General features: G+C 74.3%; 15 protein-coding genes. 10 read left to right on the top strand and 5 right to left on the bottom strand.

The window, feature by feature from the left end; genetic code table 11:
- The first annotated feature begins 24 nt into the window (after window positions 1-24).
- Window positions 25-1,248, top strand: a complete 1,224-nt coding sequence (locus BJ961_RS23350) for a trans-sulfuration enzyme family protein (protein ID WP_271414764.1) — start codon at window positions 25-27, stop codon at window positions 1,246-1,248.
- Between the two features lie 36 nt (window positions 1,249-1,284).
- On the opposite strand, the gene BJ961_RS23345 is transcribed toward BJ961_RS23350, so the two are convergent.
- The 3 genes from BJ961_RS23345 to pdxR all read right to left on the bottom strand — a co-directional run bounded on the left by BJ961_RS23345 (window position 1,285) and on the right by pdxR (window position 6,031).
- Window positions 1,285-2,655, bottom strand: a complete 1,371-nt coding sequence (locus tag BJ961_RS23345; RefSeq protein ID WP_271414763.1) for a GNAT family N-acetyltransferase — start codon at window positions 2,653-2,655, stop codon at window positions 1,285-1,287.
- Window positions 2,656-2,867: 212 nt separating this feature from the next.
- Window positions 2,868-4,454 (bottom strand): alkaline phosphatase D family protein, encoded by a 1,587-nt coding sequence (locus BJ961_RS23340; RefSeq protein WP_271414762.1) that lies wholly within the window; start codon window positions 4,452-4,454, stop codon window positions 2,868-2,870.
- A gap of 137 nt (window positions 4,455-4,591) precedes the next feature.
- Entirely contained in the window at window positions 4,592-6,031 is a 1,440-nt protein-coding gene (gene pdxR, locus BJ961_RS23335) for a MocR-like pyridoxine biosynthesis transcription factor PdxR (protein WP_271414761.1), read from the bottom strand.
- Window positions 6,032-6,182: 151 nt separating this feature from the next.
- Between pdxR and BJ961_RS23330 the strand changes: the two genes are divergently transcribed.
- From BJ961_RS23330 to BJ961_RS23290, 9 genes are all read left to right on the top strand, one after another.
- Window positions 6,183-6,707: a hypothetical protein gene (locus BJ961_RS23330; protein ID WP_271414760.1), complete on the top strand. Its 525-nt coding sequence runs from the start codon at window positions 6,183-6,185 to the stop codon at window positions 6,705-6,707.
- A complete protein-coding gene (locus BJ961_RS23325) occupies window positions 6,691-7,653 on the top strand; it encodes a bifunctional lysylphosphatidylglycerol flippase/synthetase MprF (protein WP_271414759.1) in 963 nt (320 codons plus the stop codon). The genes BJ961_RS23330 and BJ961_RS23325 overlap by 17 nt, the downstream gene beginning before the upstream one ends.
- A gap of 92 nt (window positions 7,654-7,745) precedes the next feature.
- Entirely contained in the window at window positions 7,746-8,879 is a 1,134-nt protein-coding gene (locus BJ961_RS23320; RefSeq protein ID WP_271414758.1) for an acyl-CoA dehydrogenase family protein, read from the top strand.
- A 313-nt stretch (window positions 8,880-9,192) separates the two neighbouring features.
- Complete coding sequence (locus BJ961_RS23315; protein ID WP_271414757.1) at window positions 9,193-10,320, top strand: SDR family oxidoreductase; 1,128 nt, start codon at window positions 9,193-9,195, stop codon at window positions 10,318-10,320.
- The gene (locus tag BJ961_RS23310; protein WP_381160351.1) at window positions 10,320-11,639 is read left to right on the top strand and encodes an aspartate aminotransferase family protein; all 1,320 of its coding nucleotides are present in this window, start codon (window positions 10,320-10,322) and stop codon (window positions 11,637-11,639) included. The genes BJ961_RS23315 and BJ961_RS23310 overlap by 1 nt, the downstream gene beginning before the upstream one ends.
- A 52-nt stretch (window positions 11,640-11,691) precedes the next feature.
- The gene (locus BJ961_RS23305; RefSeq protein ID WP_271414756.1) at window positions 11,692-12,159 is read left to right on the top strand and encodes an aromatase/cyclase; all 468 of its coding nucleotides are present in this window, start codon (window positions 11,692-11,694) and stop codon (window positions 12,157-12,159) included.
- Complete coding sequence (locus tag BJ961_RS23300; RefSeq protein ID WP_271414755.1) at window positions 12,131-12,697, top strand: flavin reductase family protein; 567 nt, start codon at window positions 12,131-12,133, stop codon at window positions 12,695-12,697. Before BJ961_RS23305 ends, BJ961_RS23300 begins: the two co-directional genes overlap by 29 nt.
- On the top strand, window positions 12,694-14,016 hold the full coding sequence (locus BJ961_RS23295) for an NAD(P)/FAD-dependent oxidoreductase (protein ID WP_271414754.1): 1,323 nt from the start codon (window positions 12,694-12,696) through the stop codon (window positions 14,014-14,016). Before BJ961_RS23300 ends, BJ961_RS23295 begins: the two co-directional genes overlap by 4 nt.
- Window positions 14,017-14,072: 56 nt before the next feature.
- On the top strand, window positions 14,073-15,317 hold the full coding sequence (locus tag BJ961_RS23290; protein ID WP_271414753.1) for a wax ester/triacylglycerol synthase domain-containing protein: 1,245 nt from the start codon (window positions 14,073-14,075) through the stop codon (window positions 15,315-15,317).
- 59 nt (window positions 15,318-15,376) lie between these two features.
- On the opposite strand, the gene BJ961_RS23285 is transcribed toward BJ961_RS23290, so the two are convergent.
- Together BJ961_RS23285 and BJ961_RS23280 are read right to left on the bottom strand one after the other, a co-directional pair.
- Window positions 15,377-16,255: an SAM-dependent methyltransferase gene (locus tag BJ961_RS23285; RefSeq protein WP_271414752.1), complete on the bottom strand. Its 879-nt coding sequence runs from the start codon at window positions 16,253-16,255 to the stop codon at window positions 15,377-15,379.
- Window positions 16,256-16,355: 100 nt separating this feature from the next.
- Window positions 16,356-17,909, bottom strand: coding sequence for an ABC1 kinase family protein (locus BJ961_RS23280; RefSeq protein ID WP_271414751.1), 1,554 nt, complete (start codon window positions 17,907-17,909; stop codon window positions 16,356-16,358).
- Window positions 17,910-17,991 lie beyond the last annotated feature (82 nt).

Below are 17,991 nucleotides of genomic sequence, written 5' to 3'. Positions count from 1 at the left end.
CCGTTCGGTGTTCACCCTTCCGCCATGGACTCAGCGCGCACGCACACGTCATCACCCGGCGACGTACGCACCACCGCACCCACGGGCAGGGCACTGGCCACCGAGGCCGTGCACGCCGGCCGCGACGACCTCGCCGGCCGGGGCCTGCACGCCCCGCCCATCGACCTGTCCACGACCTACCCGTCGTACGACAGCCGCGGCGAGGCCGCCCGCATCGACGCGTTCGCCGCCACCGGCGCCGAGCCGGACGGGCCGCCGGTCTACGGCCGCCTCGGCAACCCGACCGTCGCCCGCTTCGAGACGGCGCTGGCCCGGCTGGAGGGGACCGAGGCAGCCGTCGCCTTCGCCAGCGGCATGGCGGCGCTCAGCGCGGTCCTGCTGGTGCGCGGCTCGATGGGGCTGCGGCACGTCGTCGCCGTACGGCCGCTGTACGGCTGCAGCGACCACCTGCTGACCGCCGGGCTGCTCGGGTCCGAGGTCACCTGGACCGACCCGGCGGGCGTCGCCGACGCGCTGCGCCCGGACACCGGCCTGGTGCTCGTGGAGTCGCCGGCCAACCCGACGCTGGCCGAGGTCGACCTGCGGGCCGTGGCGCACGCCTGCGGGTCGGTGCCGCTGCTCGTGGACAACACCTTCGCCACGCCCGTGCTCCAGCGTCCCGCCGAGAGCGGTGCCCGGCTGGTGCTGCACAGCGCCACCAAGTACCTCGGCGGGCACGGGGACGTGCTGGCCGGCGTGGTCGCCTGCGACGAGGAGTTCGCGGGGCGGCTGCGGCAGGTGCGCTTCGCCACCGGCGGAGTGCTGCACCCGCTCGCCGGCTACCTCCTGCTGCGGGGGCTGTCCACCCTGCCCGTGCGGGTACGGGCCGCGTCCGCGGGCGCCGCCGAGCTGGCCGGACGGCTGGCGGCCGATCCGCGGGTGGCCCGTGTCCACTACCCGCGCATCGGCGGCGCGATGGTCTCCTTCGAGGTGCACGGCGACCCGCACCAGGTCATCGCGGGCGTCCGGCTGATCACCCCGGCGGTCAGTCTCGGCAGCGTCGACACGCTCATCCAGCACCCGGCGTCGATCAGCCACCGCATCGTCGACGCGGACGACCGACGGGGCGCCGGGGTCGGCGACCGGCTGCTGCGGCTGTCGGTCGGCCTGGAGGACGTCGACGACCTGTGGGCCGACCTGGACCGGGCGCTGGGGGAGCGGGCGGCCGGGGCGACCACTGCGCGGGAGGTGCTGACACCGGCCGAGTGACCCGGCCGCCGCGCCGGACGCCCCGCCCGCCGCCCGTCACTCCCGGCCGACCCGCTCCCCGCGCGCCGGCCGTGCCGCGGACCGGGCCGACGGGTCCAGGCGGGCCGTGACGACCAGGATCCCCTCCTCGATCCGGTAGTCGAGGGGGAGGCCCAGGCCGCGCATCGCGGCGACCATGCCGGTGTTGGACGCCTGCGTGACCGCGTACACGCTCTCGCAGCCCGCCTCCGCCGCCAACGCCACGAGCCTGCCGAGGAGTTCGCCGCCGATGCCCCGACGCTGCCACGCGTCCTCGACGAGCAGCGCGACCTCCGTCTCGTCCCCGTCCCACAGCAGGTGGCCGAGACCGACGATCCGTCCCGACGCGGTCTGCACGGCGAGGGTGCGGCCGAAGCGCGGGCTGAGCAGGTGGTTGAGGTAGCGGTCGGCGTCCCCGACCGGGCCGTGGTAGCGCAGCCCGAGGGTCCGCGCCGAGCAGCGCTCGTGCATCGCCTTCGCGGCCGGGACGTCCCGCGTGTCGACCCGGCGGACCGTGATGTCGCTCCCCTCGGGCAGCGTCAGTACGTCCCGGCCGCGCGGGATCCGTGGACCGAGCCGGGCGTCCAGCTCGACCAGGGCCCGTGCCCGGGCGAACTCGGCCGGGGTGAAGGGAAGATGGGGGCGTTCCACGCTGATCACCCCGCCCTCCGGGGCGCGCAGCCGCAGTACGGTGTCCTCGAACGCGCCCTCCGGAGGGACGGCACCGGTCGTCGCCGCCTCCGCGCTCGTGCCCGCCGGCAGTGACCTGATGGTGCACCTGCCCAGCAACTGCCTGAGTGCCAAGGGGAGTTCCGCCGCATCCAGGGCCGTACGGGCGGCGAGAGCCAGCACCCGGGTCGGGGCGTCCACCAGGTCGTGGGCGTCCGCCCGCTCGGTCCAGGTGCGGGCGCCGCCCGCCGTGGTCACCACGTCGGCCAGCTCGGCCCCGCTCAGCTCACCGGGGGCGCGGAGCAGGAACTCGTCCACCGTGCCCTCGGCCAGCGGGTGCGTCTGCAGGCTCAGGATGTCGATCCGCCGGTCGGCGAGGGCCGCGCACAGCACGGCCAGCGATCCCGGCGCGTCCCGCACCGTCGTCCGCATCCGCCACAGCGCGCTCCCGTTGCGGCTGGGTCCGGTCCCCCTCGGTTCGGTACCAGCCGGTTCGGTACCAGCCGGTTCGGTCCCGGTGGGCCCGGACCCGGCCGGCCGCCCGGCGGCCGGCGGCCGGGCGCCGGTATCCTCCGCCGGCGGCGCCTGCCCGTGGCGGCGTGAGCGGCGGGTGCGGAAGCCCGCCGTGGCGATCAGCGCGGCCACCGAGGCCAGCACCATGGCGGGCACCGCCGGGCCGTGCGCGAAGAGGTGCGCCGCCGCATCCGTCACATCAGACATGTCTCGACTCATGCATCCACTGTGAAGGAACGGTGTTGCGCGGTCGCGAACGCGCTGTGACCGATGGGTAAAGAGGACTTCCGGGAGATTTCGGGGAGTTGGCGCGCACCGGTCCGCGTCCGCGGTCCGCGGGCCGTGTTCCGGGAGCCGTGTTCCCGGGCCGCGCACCGGGGGATGACGCCGATGCGCGGCGCACTCGACAGGCTACGGGACTACTGGCCGACCCGGCCCGGCCGGAGCACCTTCGTGAACAGCACCGTGCCGTCCTGCTCGCGCAGCCGCACCGTCATCTCGGCGCTCTCGCCGTCGATGTCGACCTCGCCGAAGAACTGGTAGCCGCCCGCGGGCGAGACGTTGGAGGCGGTCGGCGCCTTCACGAAGACCCGCTCGGGACCGAACGTGCCGTCCAGCTGACTGGCCGGGAACGCGCCCGCGTTGAGCGGCCCGGACACGAACTCCCAGAACGGCTCGAAGTCGTCGAACGCCGCCCGCGAGGGCTGGTAGTGCTGGGCCGAGGTGTGGTGCACGTCGGCCGTCAGCCACACCGTGCCGGTGATGCGCCGGTGCTTGACGAAGCGCAGCAGCTCCGCGATCTGCAACTCGCGCCCGAGGGGCGCCCCGGGGTCGCCCTGCGCGATCGCCTCGAAGTTGGCCGCGCCCTCGGTGGCGTCGGGCACGACCAGTCCGATCGGCATGTCGGCGGCGATCACCTTCCACACCGCACGCGACCGCGCCAGCTCCCGCTCGAGCCACTCCAACTGCTCGCGGCCCAGGATGCCCTGCCGGTCGACGCGCTGGTCGCCGGGGGAGTTGGCGTCGCGGTACGTGCGCATGTCCAGCACGAACACGTCGAGGAGCGGTCCCTGGCGCAGCACCCGGTGCACGCGTCCCTCCCGGGCGCCGGGGCGCAGCGTGGAGATCGGGACGTACTCGCCGAACGCGCGCCGGGCGCGGGCGGCCAGCACGTCGACGCTCTTCTCCGTGTACCGGTCGTCGGTCTCCGCGATCACCTGGCCGGGGTACCAGTTGTTGCGCACCTCGTGGTCGTCCCACTGGACGACCGACGGGACCCGCGCGTTGAAGCGCCGCAGGTTCTCGTCGAGCAGGTTGTAGCGGAAGTTGCCGCGGAACTCGGCGAGGCTCTCGGCGACCTTGGACTTCTCCTCGGTCGTGATGTTCCGCCAGGTGCCGCCGTCGGGCAGAGCGGCCGTCTCGGGGATGGGGCCGTCGGCGTAGATGTTGTCGCCGCTGCACAGGAAGAAGTCGGGGTCCAGGGCGCCCATGGCGTCGTAGATGCGGTAGCCGCCGAGGTCGGGGTTGATGCCCCAGCCCTGGCCCGCGAGGTCGCCGGACCACACGAAGCGCACACCGTCGCGTCGGCGGACCGGCACGGTGCGGAAGGTGCCGGTCACCGGCTCGCCCGTACGGCGCGGGTCGTCCGGGTCGGCGAGGAGGACGCGGTAGTGGATCTGCTCGCCCGGCGGCAGTCCGTGCAGCCGGGTGGTGCCGGTGAAGTCGGTGTCGCGGCCGAGCAGCGGGCCGTGCCACCGGTGGGTGCGGCGGAACGACTCGGTCGCGGACGTCTCGACCACCATCCGGGCCGGCCGGTCCGAGCGCACCCAGACCAGACCGGAGTGGGCGGTCACGTCTCCCGCCTGCACGCCCCACCCGGCCCCCGGCCGCCCGGAGCGTGCGAACGCCGGCGCCGCCCCGAGGGCGGTCGGCAGGGTCAGGGCCGCCGACGCGGCGAGCGAGCCGCGCAGCACGCTGCGGCGACCGGGCAACGGACGAGGGGACATGAGTGCGCCTCCAGGGACGGGATCCGGCCAGTGTTCCGGCCGGGGTGCGCAGCCAGACCTACTGGCACGGCGCGGCGCCCACGGAAATTGCGGGTGAACAACCCGGACGGCCCGAGGGGTGCGCCGCCCGCGCCGCGTCACACCGCCGCCGCCATCCTCCCCACCCCTGCCCGGATCCGCCCCGGTGACAGGTGCGCGTATCCCAGGACCAGCCGCACCCGCGCGCCCGCCCCCGGGCCACCGGCTGTCCCGTGGTGCCCGTACGTCCCGGGACGACCGGCCGCCCCCGGATGCCCGTACGCCGTCAGCGGGCGCACCGCGACGCCCGCCCGCGCCACGCGGGCCAGGAAGCGCTCCTCGGGCCCGTACCGCTCGGGAAGCGTGGCGATGGCGTGCAGGCCGGCGGCGATGCCGGTGACTCGCGAGCCGGGGAAGTGCTCGGCCAGCGCGGCGACCAGGGCGTCGCGGCGCTCGCGGTAGGCGCGCTGGCAGGCACGGAGCTGACGGTCGTAGTCGCCGCGCTCCACGAAGCGGGCGAAGAGCGCCTGGTCGAGTGCCGGATGCCCGAGGTCGGTGGTGCGCTTGCGTTCGACGACCTCGTCCGAGAGCCGGTCCGGCACCAGGAGCCAGCCCAGCCGCAGTCCCGGTGCAAGGGACTTGCTGACCGAGCCCGTGTAGGCGACGCGTTCCGGATCGAGACCCTGGAGCGAGCCGACGGGGGCGCGGTCGTAACGGAAGTCGCCGTCGTAGTCGTCCTCCAGGACCAGGCCGTCCACCGACCGCGCCCAGTCCAGCAGTTCGGCACGGCGTCGCGCCGAGTAGCCGATCCCGGTGGGGAACTGGTGCGCCGGTGTCGTCACCACGACGCGTACGCCCGAGGCACGCAGCGGGCTCATGGCGAGTCCCTCCTCGTCCAGGGGCAGGGGCACGGTGTCCACGCCCGCCGAGGCGTACAGGGCGCTGTGCTGGGGGCTGCCGGGGTCCTCGACACCGGCGGTGCGCGTCCCGCGCGCGTGCAGCACGCTCGCCAGCAGCGCCGTCGCCTGCGCCACCCCGGAGACGACCACGATCCGCTCGGGGTCCGCCACCACGCCCCGGCGCCGCGCGAGCAGTTCGGCCAGCGCGGTCCGCAGCCGGGGCAGGCCGCGCGGGTCGGGATAGCCGAGGCCCTCGTGCGGCAGGTCGGTCAGCACGCTCCGCTGCGCCGCGGCCCACGCCGAGCGGGGGAAGAGCGACAGGTCGGGTGTCCCCGGCACGAAGTCGGCCCGGTCGCCGGGGGAACGCGGGGCGAGATCACGCGCGCGCGGCCGGGCGGCCCGCACGGCGTCTCCCACCCAGGTCCCCGCACCGCGCCCGCTGCGCAGGTACCCCTCGGCCGTCAACTGCTCGTACGCCTCCGTGACAAGACCCCGCGACACGCCCAGGTCGGCCGCGAGGTCCCGGCTCGACGGCAGACGGGTGCCCGCGGCGAGCCGGCCCGAGCGGACCGCCTCCCGCAGCGCCTCCTGCAAGGCACGGCCACGCGCGCGTGCCGGTGCCGAGGCCGCGGGCAGCAGCAACTCCCACGCAGACGTCATCAAGAACAGCCCCCCGAGGATCCCGTCTTCCCCATCACCTCCACTTTACGAGGGGTTGGCCCCGCTGGTGCGTAAACCGGAGTGACAGACCACAGCGAGGGGGCAGGCTGATGTCGGGCCCCGGAATCGTACGCGCAATCCAGGAGCGCCCGTGGACGCCAAGAACCGTTTCGAGACGAAGGTCACCTTCGCACTCTCCAGACTCGAATGGCTGGGATTCCTCGCCGTATCGCTCGTGCTCGCCTTCCAGCACCGTTCGGAAATCCGCTGGGGCGTTTTCGTGCTGTTGTTCACCGTGATCGACGCCATTGGCTACATTCCCGGCGCGATCGCCTTCCGGCGCCGCCCGGACCGACGGGTTCCGCGCGGCTACTACGTGGCCTACAACACGATGCACAGCCTGTTCACCGCAGGTGTCCTGGCCGGAGCGTGGGCACTGCTCGTCCGTCCCGAGTGGGCGCTGCTCGCCCTCCCGATCCACCTCATGGGCGACCGGGCCCTGTTCGGGAACTCCCTGAAACCCTTCGGTATCGCCTTCGAACCGGAAACCAACCCGGAGTTTCAGATGTTCGAACAGAAATACCGGCCGAGGGTGTATTCAGGTGAGTCCCGCGAGCCCGGAGCGAGTACTGCGGCACGCAATTCCGTGGAGGACGCCGATGCCGTCCGTACTTGACACGCTCGCCGCACACAGCGACAACCCCAGTTCATTTCTCGCCCTCAACAGCGGAAACACCTACTTCCACGACGACCGGTTCGAGGGAACCTGCGCCTATCGCACCTCCGGCCGCTACGTCCTGCAATTCGGCGGCCCCTTCACGGCGCCCGAGCACCGCGGGCGACTGCTGGAGGCGTTCGCCGCCCACACCGGCCGCCGCCTGGTCGCCGTACAACTGCAACGGGCGGACGCCGAGCTGTACGCGGCCCACGGGTTCACGGTCAACCAGATCGGGGCGTCGTACGCCGTCGACCTGAGCCGGTTCACCCTGCGGGGCTCGCGGTTCGTGCGCCTGCGGAACAAGATCTCGCGCGCCCGCCGGGCCGGTCTGGAGGTCGCCGAGGTCCGGGACGGCGACGACTGCGCCGAGCTGGACCGCATCGACCAGAGCTGGCTGCGGGAGAAGGGCCGGCACGTCAAGGAGCTGCGGTTCCTGGTCGGTCAGCGGACCGGCGTCCTCCAGCGGCACCGCCGCCTGTTCGTCGGCCGGATCGACGGCGAGGTGGTCGGGTACGTCAACTACTCGCCGGTCTACGGCAGCCGCCCCGGCATGCTGCACGACCTCAGCCGACGCCGCCCGGACGCCCCGCCCGGCGTGATGGAGGCGCTCAACGCCACCGTCATGGAACGGCTCACCGCCGACGGGGCCGGCTGGCTGCACTTCGGGTTCACCCCGTTCACCGGACTCGAACCGGGACACGAACTCCCCGGCGCCAGCCGTACGTTCACCCGGTTCGCCCGCCTGCTGGCCGAGCACGGCGACGCCGTCTACCCCGCGGCCTCCCAGCTCGAGTACAAGCAGAAGTGGGCCCCGCACGCGGTGCTCCCGGAGTACATCGCCTTTCGCGGCAGGCCCCGCCCCGGCGCCGTCTGGCAGCTGTTGCGCGCCACCAACGCCGTGTGAGTACCGCCCTCGCCCGCACGGCAGCGGGCAGAGCACGCGGCCGTCCGCACGGCAGTCCCGTCCGCCCACCCACCCAGGAGGTCCGCACGCCCATGAGATTCCTCGAGCGTGAACGCACCACCCTCGCCAAGCTGCTGCCCGACCTGGACCCCGCCCTGCGCGAGATCCCCCTGATGGAACTCGAGCGGCCCGGCAGCCCCGGCATCCGGCACTTCCGGGACAGCGGCGCCCCCGGACTGCTCGTCCCGGAGTCCCACCAGGGGCGCGGCGCCACCGCGCTGGACGCGCTGCGCGTCCAGCGGGCCATCGGCAGCCGGTCGCCGTCCCTGGCGGTCGCCACCACCATGCACCACTTCTCCATGGCCACCCTGGTCGGGCTCGGCGGTCTCGGCGACGGCCTGGAGTGGATGCTGATCGAGGGCGTGGCGTCGAGCAACCGGGTCATCGCCTCCGGCTTCGCCGAGGGCCGCAGCGGCGCCGGGATCCTGGACCCGTCGATGACCGCCACCGCGACCGCCGACGGCGTCCGGATCAACGGCGTCAAACGGCCCTGCAGCCTGGCCCACTCCATGGACGTGCTCACCGCGGGCGTGATGATCCCGCGCGAGGACGGCAAGGGCGACGAACTGGCCGTCGCCCTCGTGCCCGCAGACAGCGAGGGGCTGAGCGTCAGCGGCTTCTGGTCCAGCACCTTCCTGGCCGGAGCCGAGAGCGATCAGGTCACGCTCACCGACGTCCTGGTCCCGCCGGAACTCGTCCTGCGCACCGCGACCGCCTCGGGGGAGCGCCTGGACGAGCTCCAGACCGCCGGCCTGGTCTGGTTCCAGGTGCTGATGACGGGCAGCTACCTCGGCGCCGCCTCCGCCCTGGTGGAACGCGTGCTGCAGAACGACCGGATTCCCGAGCACGAGCGCGTGCGCCTCTTCACCGAGACCGAGGCCGCCATGGCCACCGCCGAGGGCGTCGCCCGTCGCGTCGACGCCGGGGAACTGGACGAGTCGGCTCTCGCGCAGGCGCTGTGCGTGCGCTACGGCGTCCAGGACGCCCTCGCCCGCATCGTCCCGCGCGCGGTCGAACTGCTCGGCGGACTGAACTTCATGACCTCCGACGAGGTGGGCCACCTGGCCGCCTGCGCCAACGGACTGGCCCTGCACCCGCCCTCGCGCTCGCGCATGACGGGCCCGCTCGCCACGTACCTGGCCGACGGCCCGCTCACCATCGCCTGACGGCCGACAGGCCGCGCTCCGGCGGCCCCCGCCCGTCTCGCCTGCCCGGCCCCGCACCGACCACCCACCCGCCCGGGGCCGGCCCATTCACCACGGTCAGCCCCGCCCGTCCCGTCCGTCCCACCCGTCCCGCTCGTCGCACGAGCCCCGCAGTCCCTTCCGCCCCGCCCCGTACAAGAGCCCCGCCGCCCCGCCCGTCCCACGTACACCCCGGCGCGCGCCCCCGTCGTCCTCACGTCGGCCACGCGCCGGTCACCGTCCCGCCGACCCCACGTTCCACGGCGGTCGAAGCCCGTCGAGGGGAGCCCCCACCATGCCGCGAAACGCTCCACGTCCCACCGTCCTGCCCGTACCACCCCGCACCACCGCGCGTGACCGTCCCACCCTGCTGCTCACCGGCGGCTCGGGGGTCCTCGGCCGGGCCCTGATCGACGAACTGGCGCCCGACTACGACCTGCTCTGCCTGCGGCGGTCCCGGCCGCTGCACGATCCGCGGGTGCGCGAGATCGAGGGCGACCTCCTCGCCCCGCGCCTCGGCCTGAGCGCCGGCGCCTGGTACGAACTGGCCCTGCGCGTCGACGTGGTGCTGCACTCCGCCGCCCAGACCAACTGGCGCACCCCGCCCGAGGAGATCGTGCGGACCAACATCCTCGGCACGGAGACGATGCTCGATCTCGCCGCCCGCGCCGACGCCCCGCTCTACCTGGTCAGCACGGCCTTCGTGGCCAACACCCCGAGCGAGGAGGACCGGGAGCGCTTCCCGGGCGCCACCGCGTATCTCGCGTCCAAGAGCCGGGCCGAGCAACTGACGCGCGAGGCGGGCGTACCCGGTGCCATCGTGCGGCCCTCCGTCGTCATGGGCCACTCGGCCACCGGGCGCATCGCCGGGCAGCAGGGTCTCACCAAGACGATCGGCGCGATGGTCCTCGGCCAGGTGCCGGTGCTCCCCGGCGCCCCGGAAGCCCGCGTCGACATGATCCCGCAGGACTACGTGACGCGGGCCATCGGCGCCCTGATCCGCGGCGGCGTCGGCGACGGCGAGTACTGGCTCACCGCGGGCAGCCAGGCCCCGGCGCTGAGCGAGATCGCCGACACCTGCGCGGAGTTCGCGGTCCGCCACGGCCTGCCCCGGCCGCTGCGCCCGCGACTCATCCCCGTCGAGGCCGTCCACCGGCTGCTGCTGCCCATGCTGGAGGGCACCTCGCTGCCCGCCTCGGTGCGGCAGCGGTTCCGGCACTACGCGGAACTGCTCCTGGTCTTCCAGCGCGAGCTGCCGTTCGACTCCTCCCTCGGCACCCCCCACTGCGGCACCCCCGTCACCCACGCCGACATCCGCGCCGCACTCGTACGCAACCTGGAGAGCTGGGCCGCGGACGAGTCCGGCACCCTGCGCCGGCACCGCACCCACGCGGCCGCGGCGAGCGCGTCGGAGGTGGCGTGATGACCATGTCGCCTCCCTCCACCGACGCCACCGAGCCGACGGGTGCCGTCGAACCGCCCGGTGCCGCGTCCGTCCCGCCCTCCGGCCGGACCGACGTCGTCGACCTCTACCTCAAGCACATCGGCTCCGGCCGCGCCGTCATGGGCCGGGTCATGGGCGGCATGGCCGAGGTCCGCTCCGAGGGCGCCTGGATCCACGCCGACGACGGCCGCCGCTTCCTGGACTTCGGCGGCTACGGCGTCTTCATCCTCGGCCACCGCCACCCGGCGGTCGTCGAGGCCGTGCACCGGCAGATCGACACCCACCCGCTGGCCAGCCGCGTCTTCCTCGAACCGGTGGCCGCCCTCGCCGCCCAGGCCCTCGCCGCCCACACCCCGCCCGGCGTCGACTACGTCCACTTCGTCAACTCCGGCGCCGAGGCCACCGAGGCCGCCCTGAAGCTCGCCCGCGCCCACGGCCGGACCTCGGTGATCACCACCCGCCGCGGCTTCCACGGCAAGACGCTCGGCGCGCTCAGCGTCACCGCCAACGCCACCTACCAGACGCCGTTCCAGCCCCTGCTCCCCGACGTCACCCAGGTCGCCTACGACGACCCCGCCGACCTCGAACAGGCGCTGGCCGCCCGCCGCGACCGGGCCTGCGTCATCGTCGAACCCGTTCAGGGCGAGGGCGGCGTCCGCATCCCCCGCCCCGGCTACCTCCGCCAGGTGCGCGCCCTGTGCGAGGCGTACGGCGCCCTGCTGGTCGTCGACGAGATCCAGACCGGCATGGGCCGCCTCGGCACCTGGTGGGGCGTGGACGCCGAGGAGGTGCGCCCGGACGTGCTGCTGGCCGGCAAGGGGCTCAGCGGCGGCGTCGTACCGATCGCCGCGATGGCCGCCACCGCGGAGGCCTACGCGCCCTTCAGCCGCGACCCCTACCTGCACACCTCCACCTTCGGGGCCTCCCCGATCGCCTGCGCCGCGGCGCTCGCCACCGTACGGGCGATGGAGGCGGAGAACACCGTCGCCCGCGCCGCGGCCCTCGGCCTGCGCCTGCGCGCCGCCGTACGGGACGTGTGCGCGCCCTACGAGGGCGGCCTGGTCCGCGAGGTGCGCGGCCAAGGACTCCTGATCGGCATCGAGTTCGCCGAGGAACAGGCGGTCGGCGAGCTGCTGCTGGAGCTGATCGCGCGCGGCGTCCTCGTCAACCACTCCCTCAACTCCACCCGGGTGCTGCGGCTGACCCCGCCCGCCGTGGTCGGGGACACCGAGACCGACCTCTTCCTCACCACCCTCGCCGAGGCCCTGCACAGCACGGCCGAACGCATGCCGGGCTGACCGCCCGGCCGACACCCGCGTCCGCAACCCTCCGGAAGGAACCGAACGAACCATGCGCCACGTGGTCCTGCACGCCCTCGCCGACGGTCTGGCACCCGCAGACGTCTACCGTCGCATCAGCGACTTCGGCCGCTACCCCGAATACAGCGACGTCTTCCGCGAGGTGCGCGTCGAGCCGCCGCTTCCCGACGGCTCCACGGTCTCGGACTGGACCGTCGAGTTCCGCGGCGGCCTGATGCGGTGGCGGGAACGCGACACCTACTCGCCCGAGACGTACTCCCTCGCCTTCGAGCAGCTCAGCGGCGACTTCCAGACCTTCGAGGGCGGCTGGCGCTGTGAGGAACGGGGCAGCGGCACCCTCGTCGTCTTCACCGCGGCCTTCGACCTCGGCATCCCCTCGCTCGCCGAGATCCTCGACCCGGTGGCCGAGTCGACGGTGCGCACCAACATCGCCCGGGTACTGCGGGGCCTCGCGGACGCGGAGGTGATCGATGAACGCGCGGCTGCGACTCGTCGCTGACCGGTCGGCGACGACCGCCGACCCGCTGCACGAGGAACCCGGGCCGGGCGCCGCCCGCTGCCTGGGCCTCTACGCCAAACTCGCCGCCGGGGTGACCGTCGTGACCGCCCGCGGCCAGGACGGCCCGCTCGGCATGACGGTGTCCGCCGTCACCTCGCTCTCCGCACGCCCGCCGCTGCTCCTGGCCTGCCTGCGGGAGGGCTCCCGCACCCTCGACGCCGTCCGCTCCCGCCGGACCTTCGCCGTGCACCTGCTGCGCGAGGAACAGCAGGAGCTGGCCGGCCGGTTCGCGTCCCCGACGACGACCGCCGCCGAACGGTTCGCGGGAACGGACACCCGGCAGGTCCTCGGCGTCCCCGTACTGGCCGGCGCACTCGCCTGGTCGGTGTGCCTCACCGAGGACGTCCGCCGCTACGGCGACCACCACCTCGTCGTCGGCCGGGTCGCCGCCGTGCACGTGGGCGCGGGACGACCGCTGCTGTGGCACGACCGCCGGTTCGGCGTACTGACCGAACCGGTGCCGGACGCCGCCGGATGAGTGGCGAACCGGCCGGGACACCGTACTGGGACCCGGCGGAACTGCCGCCCCAGCCCCAACTGCAGGGTGTCGTCACCGCGGACGTCGCCGTCGTCGGGGCCGGCCTGGCCGGGCTGTCCTGCGCCTACCACCTCGCGGAACGCGCCCCCGGGCTCGACATCGCCGTGGTGGACGCCGAGCAGCCGGCCGCCGGGGCCAGCGGCCGGGGCACCGGCCTGCTCGGCCCCCGGGCCGGGCCCGCCCTCGACCGCGCGGTGCGCCGGTTCGGCCCGCGGACGGCCGGCCGGATGCACCGGGCCAGCCAGCAGGCCGTGCGGGACGTCATAGACCTCTGCGCGCGGCTCGCCGTGCCCTGCGGACTGCGGCCCGGCGAGCAGCTCATGGCCACCCGGTCGCCCGCGGGCCTGGTGGCACTCGCCCGCCAGGCCCGCGCCGGCCGCGAACTCGGCCTGGACGTGCCCGTCCTCACCCCGGCCGGCATCCGCGACCGCGTCGGCATCCCCTACCGCGCCGCGCTCCTGCACCGCCCCGCCGCCACCCTCGACCCCGCCGCCCTCACCTGCGCCCTCGCCCGCGCCTGCGCCGACAAGGGCGTACGGTTCTACGGCCGCAGCCCCCTGCTGGCCCTGCACCCCGGCGATCTGGTCGGCCCCGAACTGGTCCTCCCGCACGGCAGGCTCTACGCCGGACAGGCGGTGCTGGCCGTCAACTCGGCCGCCCAGGCGCTGGACCTGCCGGTCGGCACGATCCTCCCGCTGGAGGTGTACGCCGTGGCCACCGAGCCCCTGAGCACCTCGGCGTACGAGGCACTGGGCGGGCGGGCAGGACACGCGGTCGTCGACGCCGTGCCGCTGGCGCCCTACTACCGGCTGCTCCCGGACGGCGGCCTGGTGGCGGGCGGCGGCACCGCGTCGGTCCCGGCCGGACTCGGAGCCCCCCGGCTCCAGGCCCTGCGCGAGCGCGCCTGGGGCCGGCTGGAGCGCTGGCTGCGGTCCCTGCACCCCGACCTGGCCCGAGCGCGGGTCACCCACCGCTGGTCCGGCCGGATCGGCATGACCGGCGACGACCTGCCGGTGGTCGGGCCGGTGCCGGGGTATTCCGACGTCTGGTACATCGGTGGCTGCGGCGGCCACGGCCTCGCGCTGTCCGTGGCGCACGGCGCCCACGTGGCGGGTGCGCTCCTCGGCGAGCCGGAGCCCGGCGACCCGCTGCCCTGGCACCGCTCGCGCGCCCCCCGGCTGCCCCTGCGGGGACCCGTGCGCCCCCTGCTGCGCGCCTGCGTCGACGCACACGGGTGGGCCGTCCGGCGTGTCTGCTGACGGCCGTCGTGCGTTGAAGTGCCGTTCCAGTTCCTGAGTTCGACCGGGAGGTCCTCATGAAGCGACTCCGCCTGGGCAGGGACGGCCGCCTGCCGCCGTCCGTGACCATGGGCACCGTCGATGTCGCCTTTCACCTGGCCGCGCACGGACGGGTGCTCCCCGTCGTGTTCGCGTTCGAGTTCGACGGCCGGGCGCCGACCCTGGACTCCGTGCGCGAGCGGGTGGCCGAACGCGTCCACGGCATCCCGTCGTTGCACTACCGCATCGCACGCGACCGCCTCAGATACCTGCGGGTGGACCGGATCGCCGTGGACCGGCACGTCCACGAGGCGCGGCTGCCCGACGACACCGACGGATCGGCGACCAGCCGACTGATGCTCTCCCGTCCCATGGGCGCCGACGAAGGGCCGCACTGGGACGTGTGGCTGGTGCACGGCCCGGCGGGCCGGCACACCCTCTGCTACCGCACCGACCACGCCTTCCAGGACGGGATGGGCGCCGCCTACACCGCCCGCGCCCTGCTCGGCGACGACCCCGACGGCGGCCCGGCCCCGCTGCCCCGCCGCCGGCCCACCGTCCTCGGCCTCGCCGGCAGCCTGGGGGACGTGGTGGGCGCCTTCGGCGCGGCGACGGCGAAACCGGCCTTCGACGGCGTGTGCACCGGCCGGGTCGACGTGTCCCACACCGACGTGCCGCTGGCCCGGCTGCGTGCCGTCGGCGCCCTGTACGGAGCGACGGTGACGGACGTCTTCCTCGCCGCCCTGTCCCACGCCGTCCGCACCTGGCACCTGAAGGAGACCGGTGCGGCGCACCCGCCGCTGCCCGTGGCGATCCCGATGTCCGTGCGCGCCCCGGGCGAGGAGCACGTCCCCGGAAACCGCATGATCACCGCGCGGATGCTGCTGCCGTGCGACGAGGAGTCGCCGCAGGGGGCTCTGGCCAGGGTCGTGGCCGCGACGGGCCGGATGCGGACCGCCCGGCGGCGCGACGCCATGCGCCTGCTGCTGGCGGCCACCCCGCGGTCGGTCGGGGCCCGGGTCGGCGTCCGCCTGGTGCACGGCAGGCTCGTCGCCGGACCGGTGAGCAGCGTCAACTTCGGCACCGCGCTGGAACACCAGGGGCTCACGGCCAGGCGTGCGGCGGTCCTCACGAGCGTCGCGTCCGGCATCCGCAGCGTCATCACGCTGACCAGCCAGCACGACACCGCGTGCCTGAGCGTCGTGCACGACGAGGCGCTGCGGACCGCCGACGAACTCCCCGACCTGTGGCTGGCGGCACTGCTGGAGCTGGAACGCCGCTGACCCGCCGCGCGGTCCGCGACGAAGCCCCGGGCAGGCGCTCGGGGCTTCGTCGCGGCGGCTCAGCGCGTGCCGCGCAGGGTCCCGGTCGTGAGGAAGGCGCACTTGGCGGCGGCCTCGCCGACCAGCGGCAGGTACAGGGAGAGCCGTTCCATCGCGTACGGCAGCGTGAACAGGTCGGCGACCCGGGCGTCCCAGCCGCGCTCCGCCCACCAGCCCTCGGGGTCCGCCAACTGCCAGTTCCAGGCCGCCCCGATCGTGGACAGTGCCTCGAGGAAGGGCGCCACCAGGGGTGAGGCCACCGCCCGGGCGTTCACGCATTCGGCGCCGAACGTGCTGCCCTCGGCGGACAGTTCGGTCATCGTGGCGACGATCGCCGCCACCTGGGCGGGTTGCAGGAAGTACAGCGGGGCCTCGCAGAGCCAGGCGGTGGGCCTGCCCGGATCGAATCCCGCCGCCACGAGCCGCTCGCCCCACGAACCGGTGACGTCGGCCCCCACCGTGCTGCGCCGTCCGCAGGTGACCGGGCTGCAGTCCAGCACGCGTTCCTTGAAGGCCAGGACGGCCGGGACCTCGACCTCGAAGAGGTGCACACCGGTCGGCCAGTCGAGGCGGAAGGCGCGGGTGTCCAGGCCGGCACCGAGCACCACCACCTGACGGCAGCCCGAACGGGCCGCGGTGAGCAGGTGGTCGTCGAAGAAGCGGGAGCGCACCACCTGCCAGTCGGGCAGCAGCCGCTGCATCGGGCCGTCACCGGGCGGACCTCCCCGGAACCCGGCCGCGTGCAGGAAGTCGGCGGCCCACGGGTCGCGGACGAACGGCGCGGACCGCAGGTACTCGGCCGCGTGCGCGGCGGCCGTCCAGAGGGCCGCGTGGGAGAGGCCGTCCGGGGCCCGGGGGGCCGACGCGGGCGGCGACTGCGGTCGGGTGGCTTCCGGCATGTGTCCTCCTGGGGACGGGACGGGACGGGACGGGACGGTACGAGGCGGGGGAGAGGGCGGCGCGGGAGGGTCGGGCCGGTCGGCCGTGCGCGGGCCCGGGTCAGCCCGAGCGGCGACGGCCCAGCAGGAAGGCCGCGGCGCCCAGCGCGAGCATGCCCCCGGAGGGACGGGTGGGCCGCTGTCCGCCCATGGCGGCGGGGGTGCGCGGCTCGTGGATGTTCAGCGCGAACTGCCGGTTGGCCACGTCGGACAGGACACCCCGCACCTGCTCGGGACTGGTGACGGCGGCGAGCAGCAGCTCCATCGAGTTGCGGGCGAACTGGTTGCGGCCGAGGAACTCGCGGCCCAGCGCGAAGAGGATCTTCGGCACCTCCGCCTGGAACACCTCGGGCAGCGTGATCTCGGGGGCCAGGCAGCGCACCGAGCCGTCCAGGTTCGCGAACGACTTGCCCAGCAGCGACACGGCCGGCGGCGAACCGATGCCCCGCTTGGTCGCCTTGGCGAGCACGGTGGTGAGCGCGAGTCCGAAGTTCATGTCCTCCAGCGACAGATGGGACACCTTGGGTACGAACGCGGCCATGTCCGCGGCGAACGCGGGCATGTTGGCCCACGGCGTCATCCGGCCCATCTCCGCCCAGTGCTGCGCCAGCCCGGTACCGTCGTTCTGGGCCAGGGTCATGAACAGCGGCAGCAGTTGCAGACTGGTCCGCCGGTCCAGCCGGCCGACCATGCCCCAGTCGATCAGCGTCGCCGGTCCGCCGGGGGCGGCGAAGACGTTGCCGGCGTGCGGGTCGGCGTGGAAGAAGCGGTGGACGAAGTACCCGTGGTACATGAACCGCAGCAGGTCCTTGCCGATCTCCACGCGCTCGTCGTCCGCGAAGTGCGCGCGGTCGACGTGCCGCACCGACTTCCCGTCGGCCAGCGACTGGACCAAGACCCGGGGGCTGGCGTGCAGCACCCGGGGCACCTCCAGGGAGCGGAACTGCCGCACCTGGCCACGGGCCTCGTCCATGTTGCGGGCCTCACCGGTGAAGTCCAGCTCCGGTTCCATGGCGTCGAAGACCGAGCCGAGCATCGCCTCGACGTCGATGACCTCGTTGAACCGGGGAGCGACACGGGCCACGATCCGCGCTGCCCGCCGCATCAGGGCCATGTCCGCGAGCACGCCCTCGCGGATGCCGGGGCGCTGGATCTTCACCACGGCCGCGCGTCCGCCCGGCAGCGTCACGCGGTAGACCTGGGCGAGAGACGCCGCCCCGAGGGGGGCGGCGGTCTCGATGTCGTCGAAACGCAGCTTCCAGTCGAGGCCCAGGTCGCGGGCCAGCACCGGCTCGAACTGCGAGAACGGCTGGATGTCGACCTCGTCGTGCAGGTTCTGCAACTCGTCCCGGATGGACTGGGGAACCATGTCGGGGCGGGTGGACAGGATCTGACCGAGCTTCACGTAGAAGGGGCCGAGGCTCTCCAGGGCCTGCCGCACCGCCTTGGCGCGGCGTTGATCGGACCCGGCGGAGGCGTCACCGTCCTCCGCCGGGGGCCGACCGTCCCGCCTCGTACGTCTCCGCAGCCGGGTGGCCTGTCCCACCTCGTCGGCCACGAGGCTGCCCAGGACCTTGACCACGAGACGCAGCCGATCGCCGACGACAGACGCCATCGTGTGTGATCCTCCTCGGGTGGGGTTCGTTCAGGGGACGGAAGAGCGGCGTCCGGCACCGAGCCGGCCGGCGGGACGGTGG

Origin of the sequence: Streptomyces lienomycini, assembly GCF_027947595.1 — a bacterium.
In the GTDB taxonomy this organism is placed as follows: domain Bacteria; phylum Actinomycetota; class Actinomycetes; order Streptomycetales; family Streptomycetaceae; genus Streptomyces; species Streptomyces lienomycini.
This window is presented reverse-complemented; position numbering and strand designations above follow the sequence as displayed.

Excerpts from the sequence above, each read along its gene's own strand:
- BJ961_RS23300 (WP_271414755.1), top strand. The coding sequence starts at position 12,131 with ATGAACGCGCGGCTGCGACTCGTCGCTGACCGGTCGGCGACGACCGCC.
- BJ961_RS23305 (WP_271414756.1), top strand. The coding sequence starts at position 11,692 with ATGCGCCACGTGGTCCTGCACGCCCTCGCCGACGGTCTGGCACCCGCA.
- BJ961_RS23325 (WP_271414759.1), top strand. The coding sequence starts at position 6,691 with ATGCCGTCCGTACTTGACACGCTCGCCGCACACAGCGACAACCCCAGT.
- BJ961_RS23280 (WP_271414751.1), bottom strand. The coding sequence starts at position 17,909 with ATGGCGTCTGTCGTCGGCGATCGGCTGCGTCTCGTGGTCAAGGTCCTG.
- BJ961_RS23345 (WP_271414763.1), bottom strand. The coding sequence starts at position 2,655 with ATGTCTGATGTGACGGATGCGGCGGCGCACCTCTTCGCGCACGGCCCG.
- BJ961_RS23340 (WP_271414762.1), bottom strand. The coding sequence starts at position 4,454 with ATGTCCCCTCGTCCGTTGCCCGGTCGCCGCAGCGTGCTGCGCGGCTCG.
- BJ961_RS23295 (WP_271414754.1), top strand. The coding sequence starts at position 12,694 with ATGAGTGGCGAACCGGCCGGGACACCGTACTGGGACCCGGCGGAACTG.
- BJ961_RS23285 (WP_271414752.1), bottom strand. The coding sequence starts at position 16,255 with ATGCCGGAAGCCACCCGACCGCAGTCGCCGCCCGCGTCGGCCCCCCGG.
- BJ961_RS23315 (WP_271414757.1), top strand. The coding sequence starts at position 9,193 with ATGCCGCGAAACGCTCCACGTCCCACCGTCCTGCCCGTACCACCCCGC.
- BJ961_RS23310 (WP_381160351.1), top strand. The coding sequence starts at position 10,320 with ATGACCATGTCGCCTCCCTCCACCGACGCCACCGAGCCGACGGGTGCC.
- BJ961_RS23290 (WP_271414753.1), top strand. The coding sequence starts at position 14,073 with ATGAAGCGACTCCGCCTGGGCAGGGACGGCCGCCTGCCGCCGTCCGTG.
- BJ961_RS23320 (WP_271414758.1), top strand. The coding sequence starts at position 7,746 with ATGAGATTCCTCGAGCGTGAACGCACCACCCTCGCCAAGCTGCTGCCC.
- BJ961_RS23350 (WP_271414764.1), top strand. The coding sequence starts at position 25 with ATGGACTCAGCGCGCACGCACACGTCATCACCCGGCGACGTACGCACC.
- pdxR (WP_271414761.1), bottom strand. The coding sequence starts at position 6,031 with ATGACGTCTGCGTGGGAGTTGCTGCTGCCCGCGGCCTCGGCACCGGCA.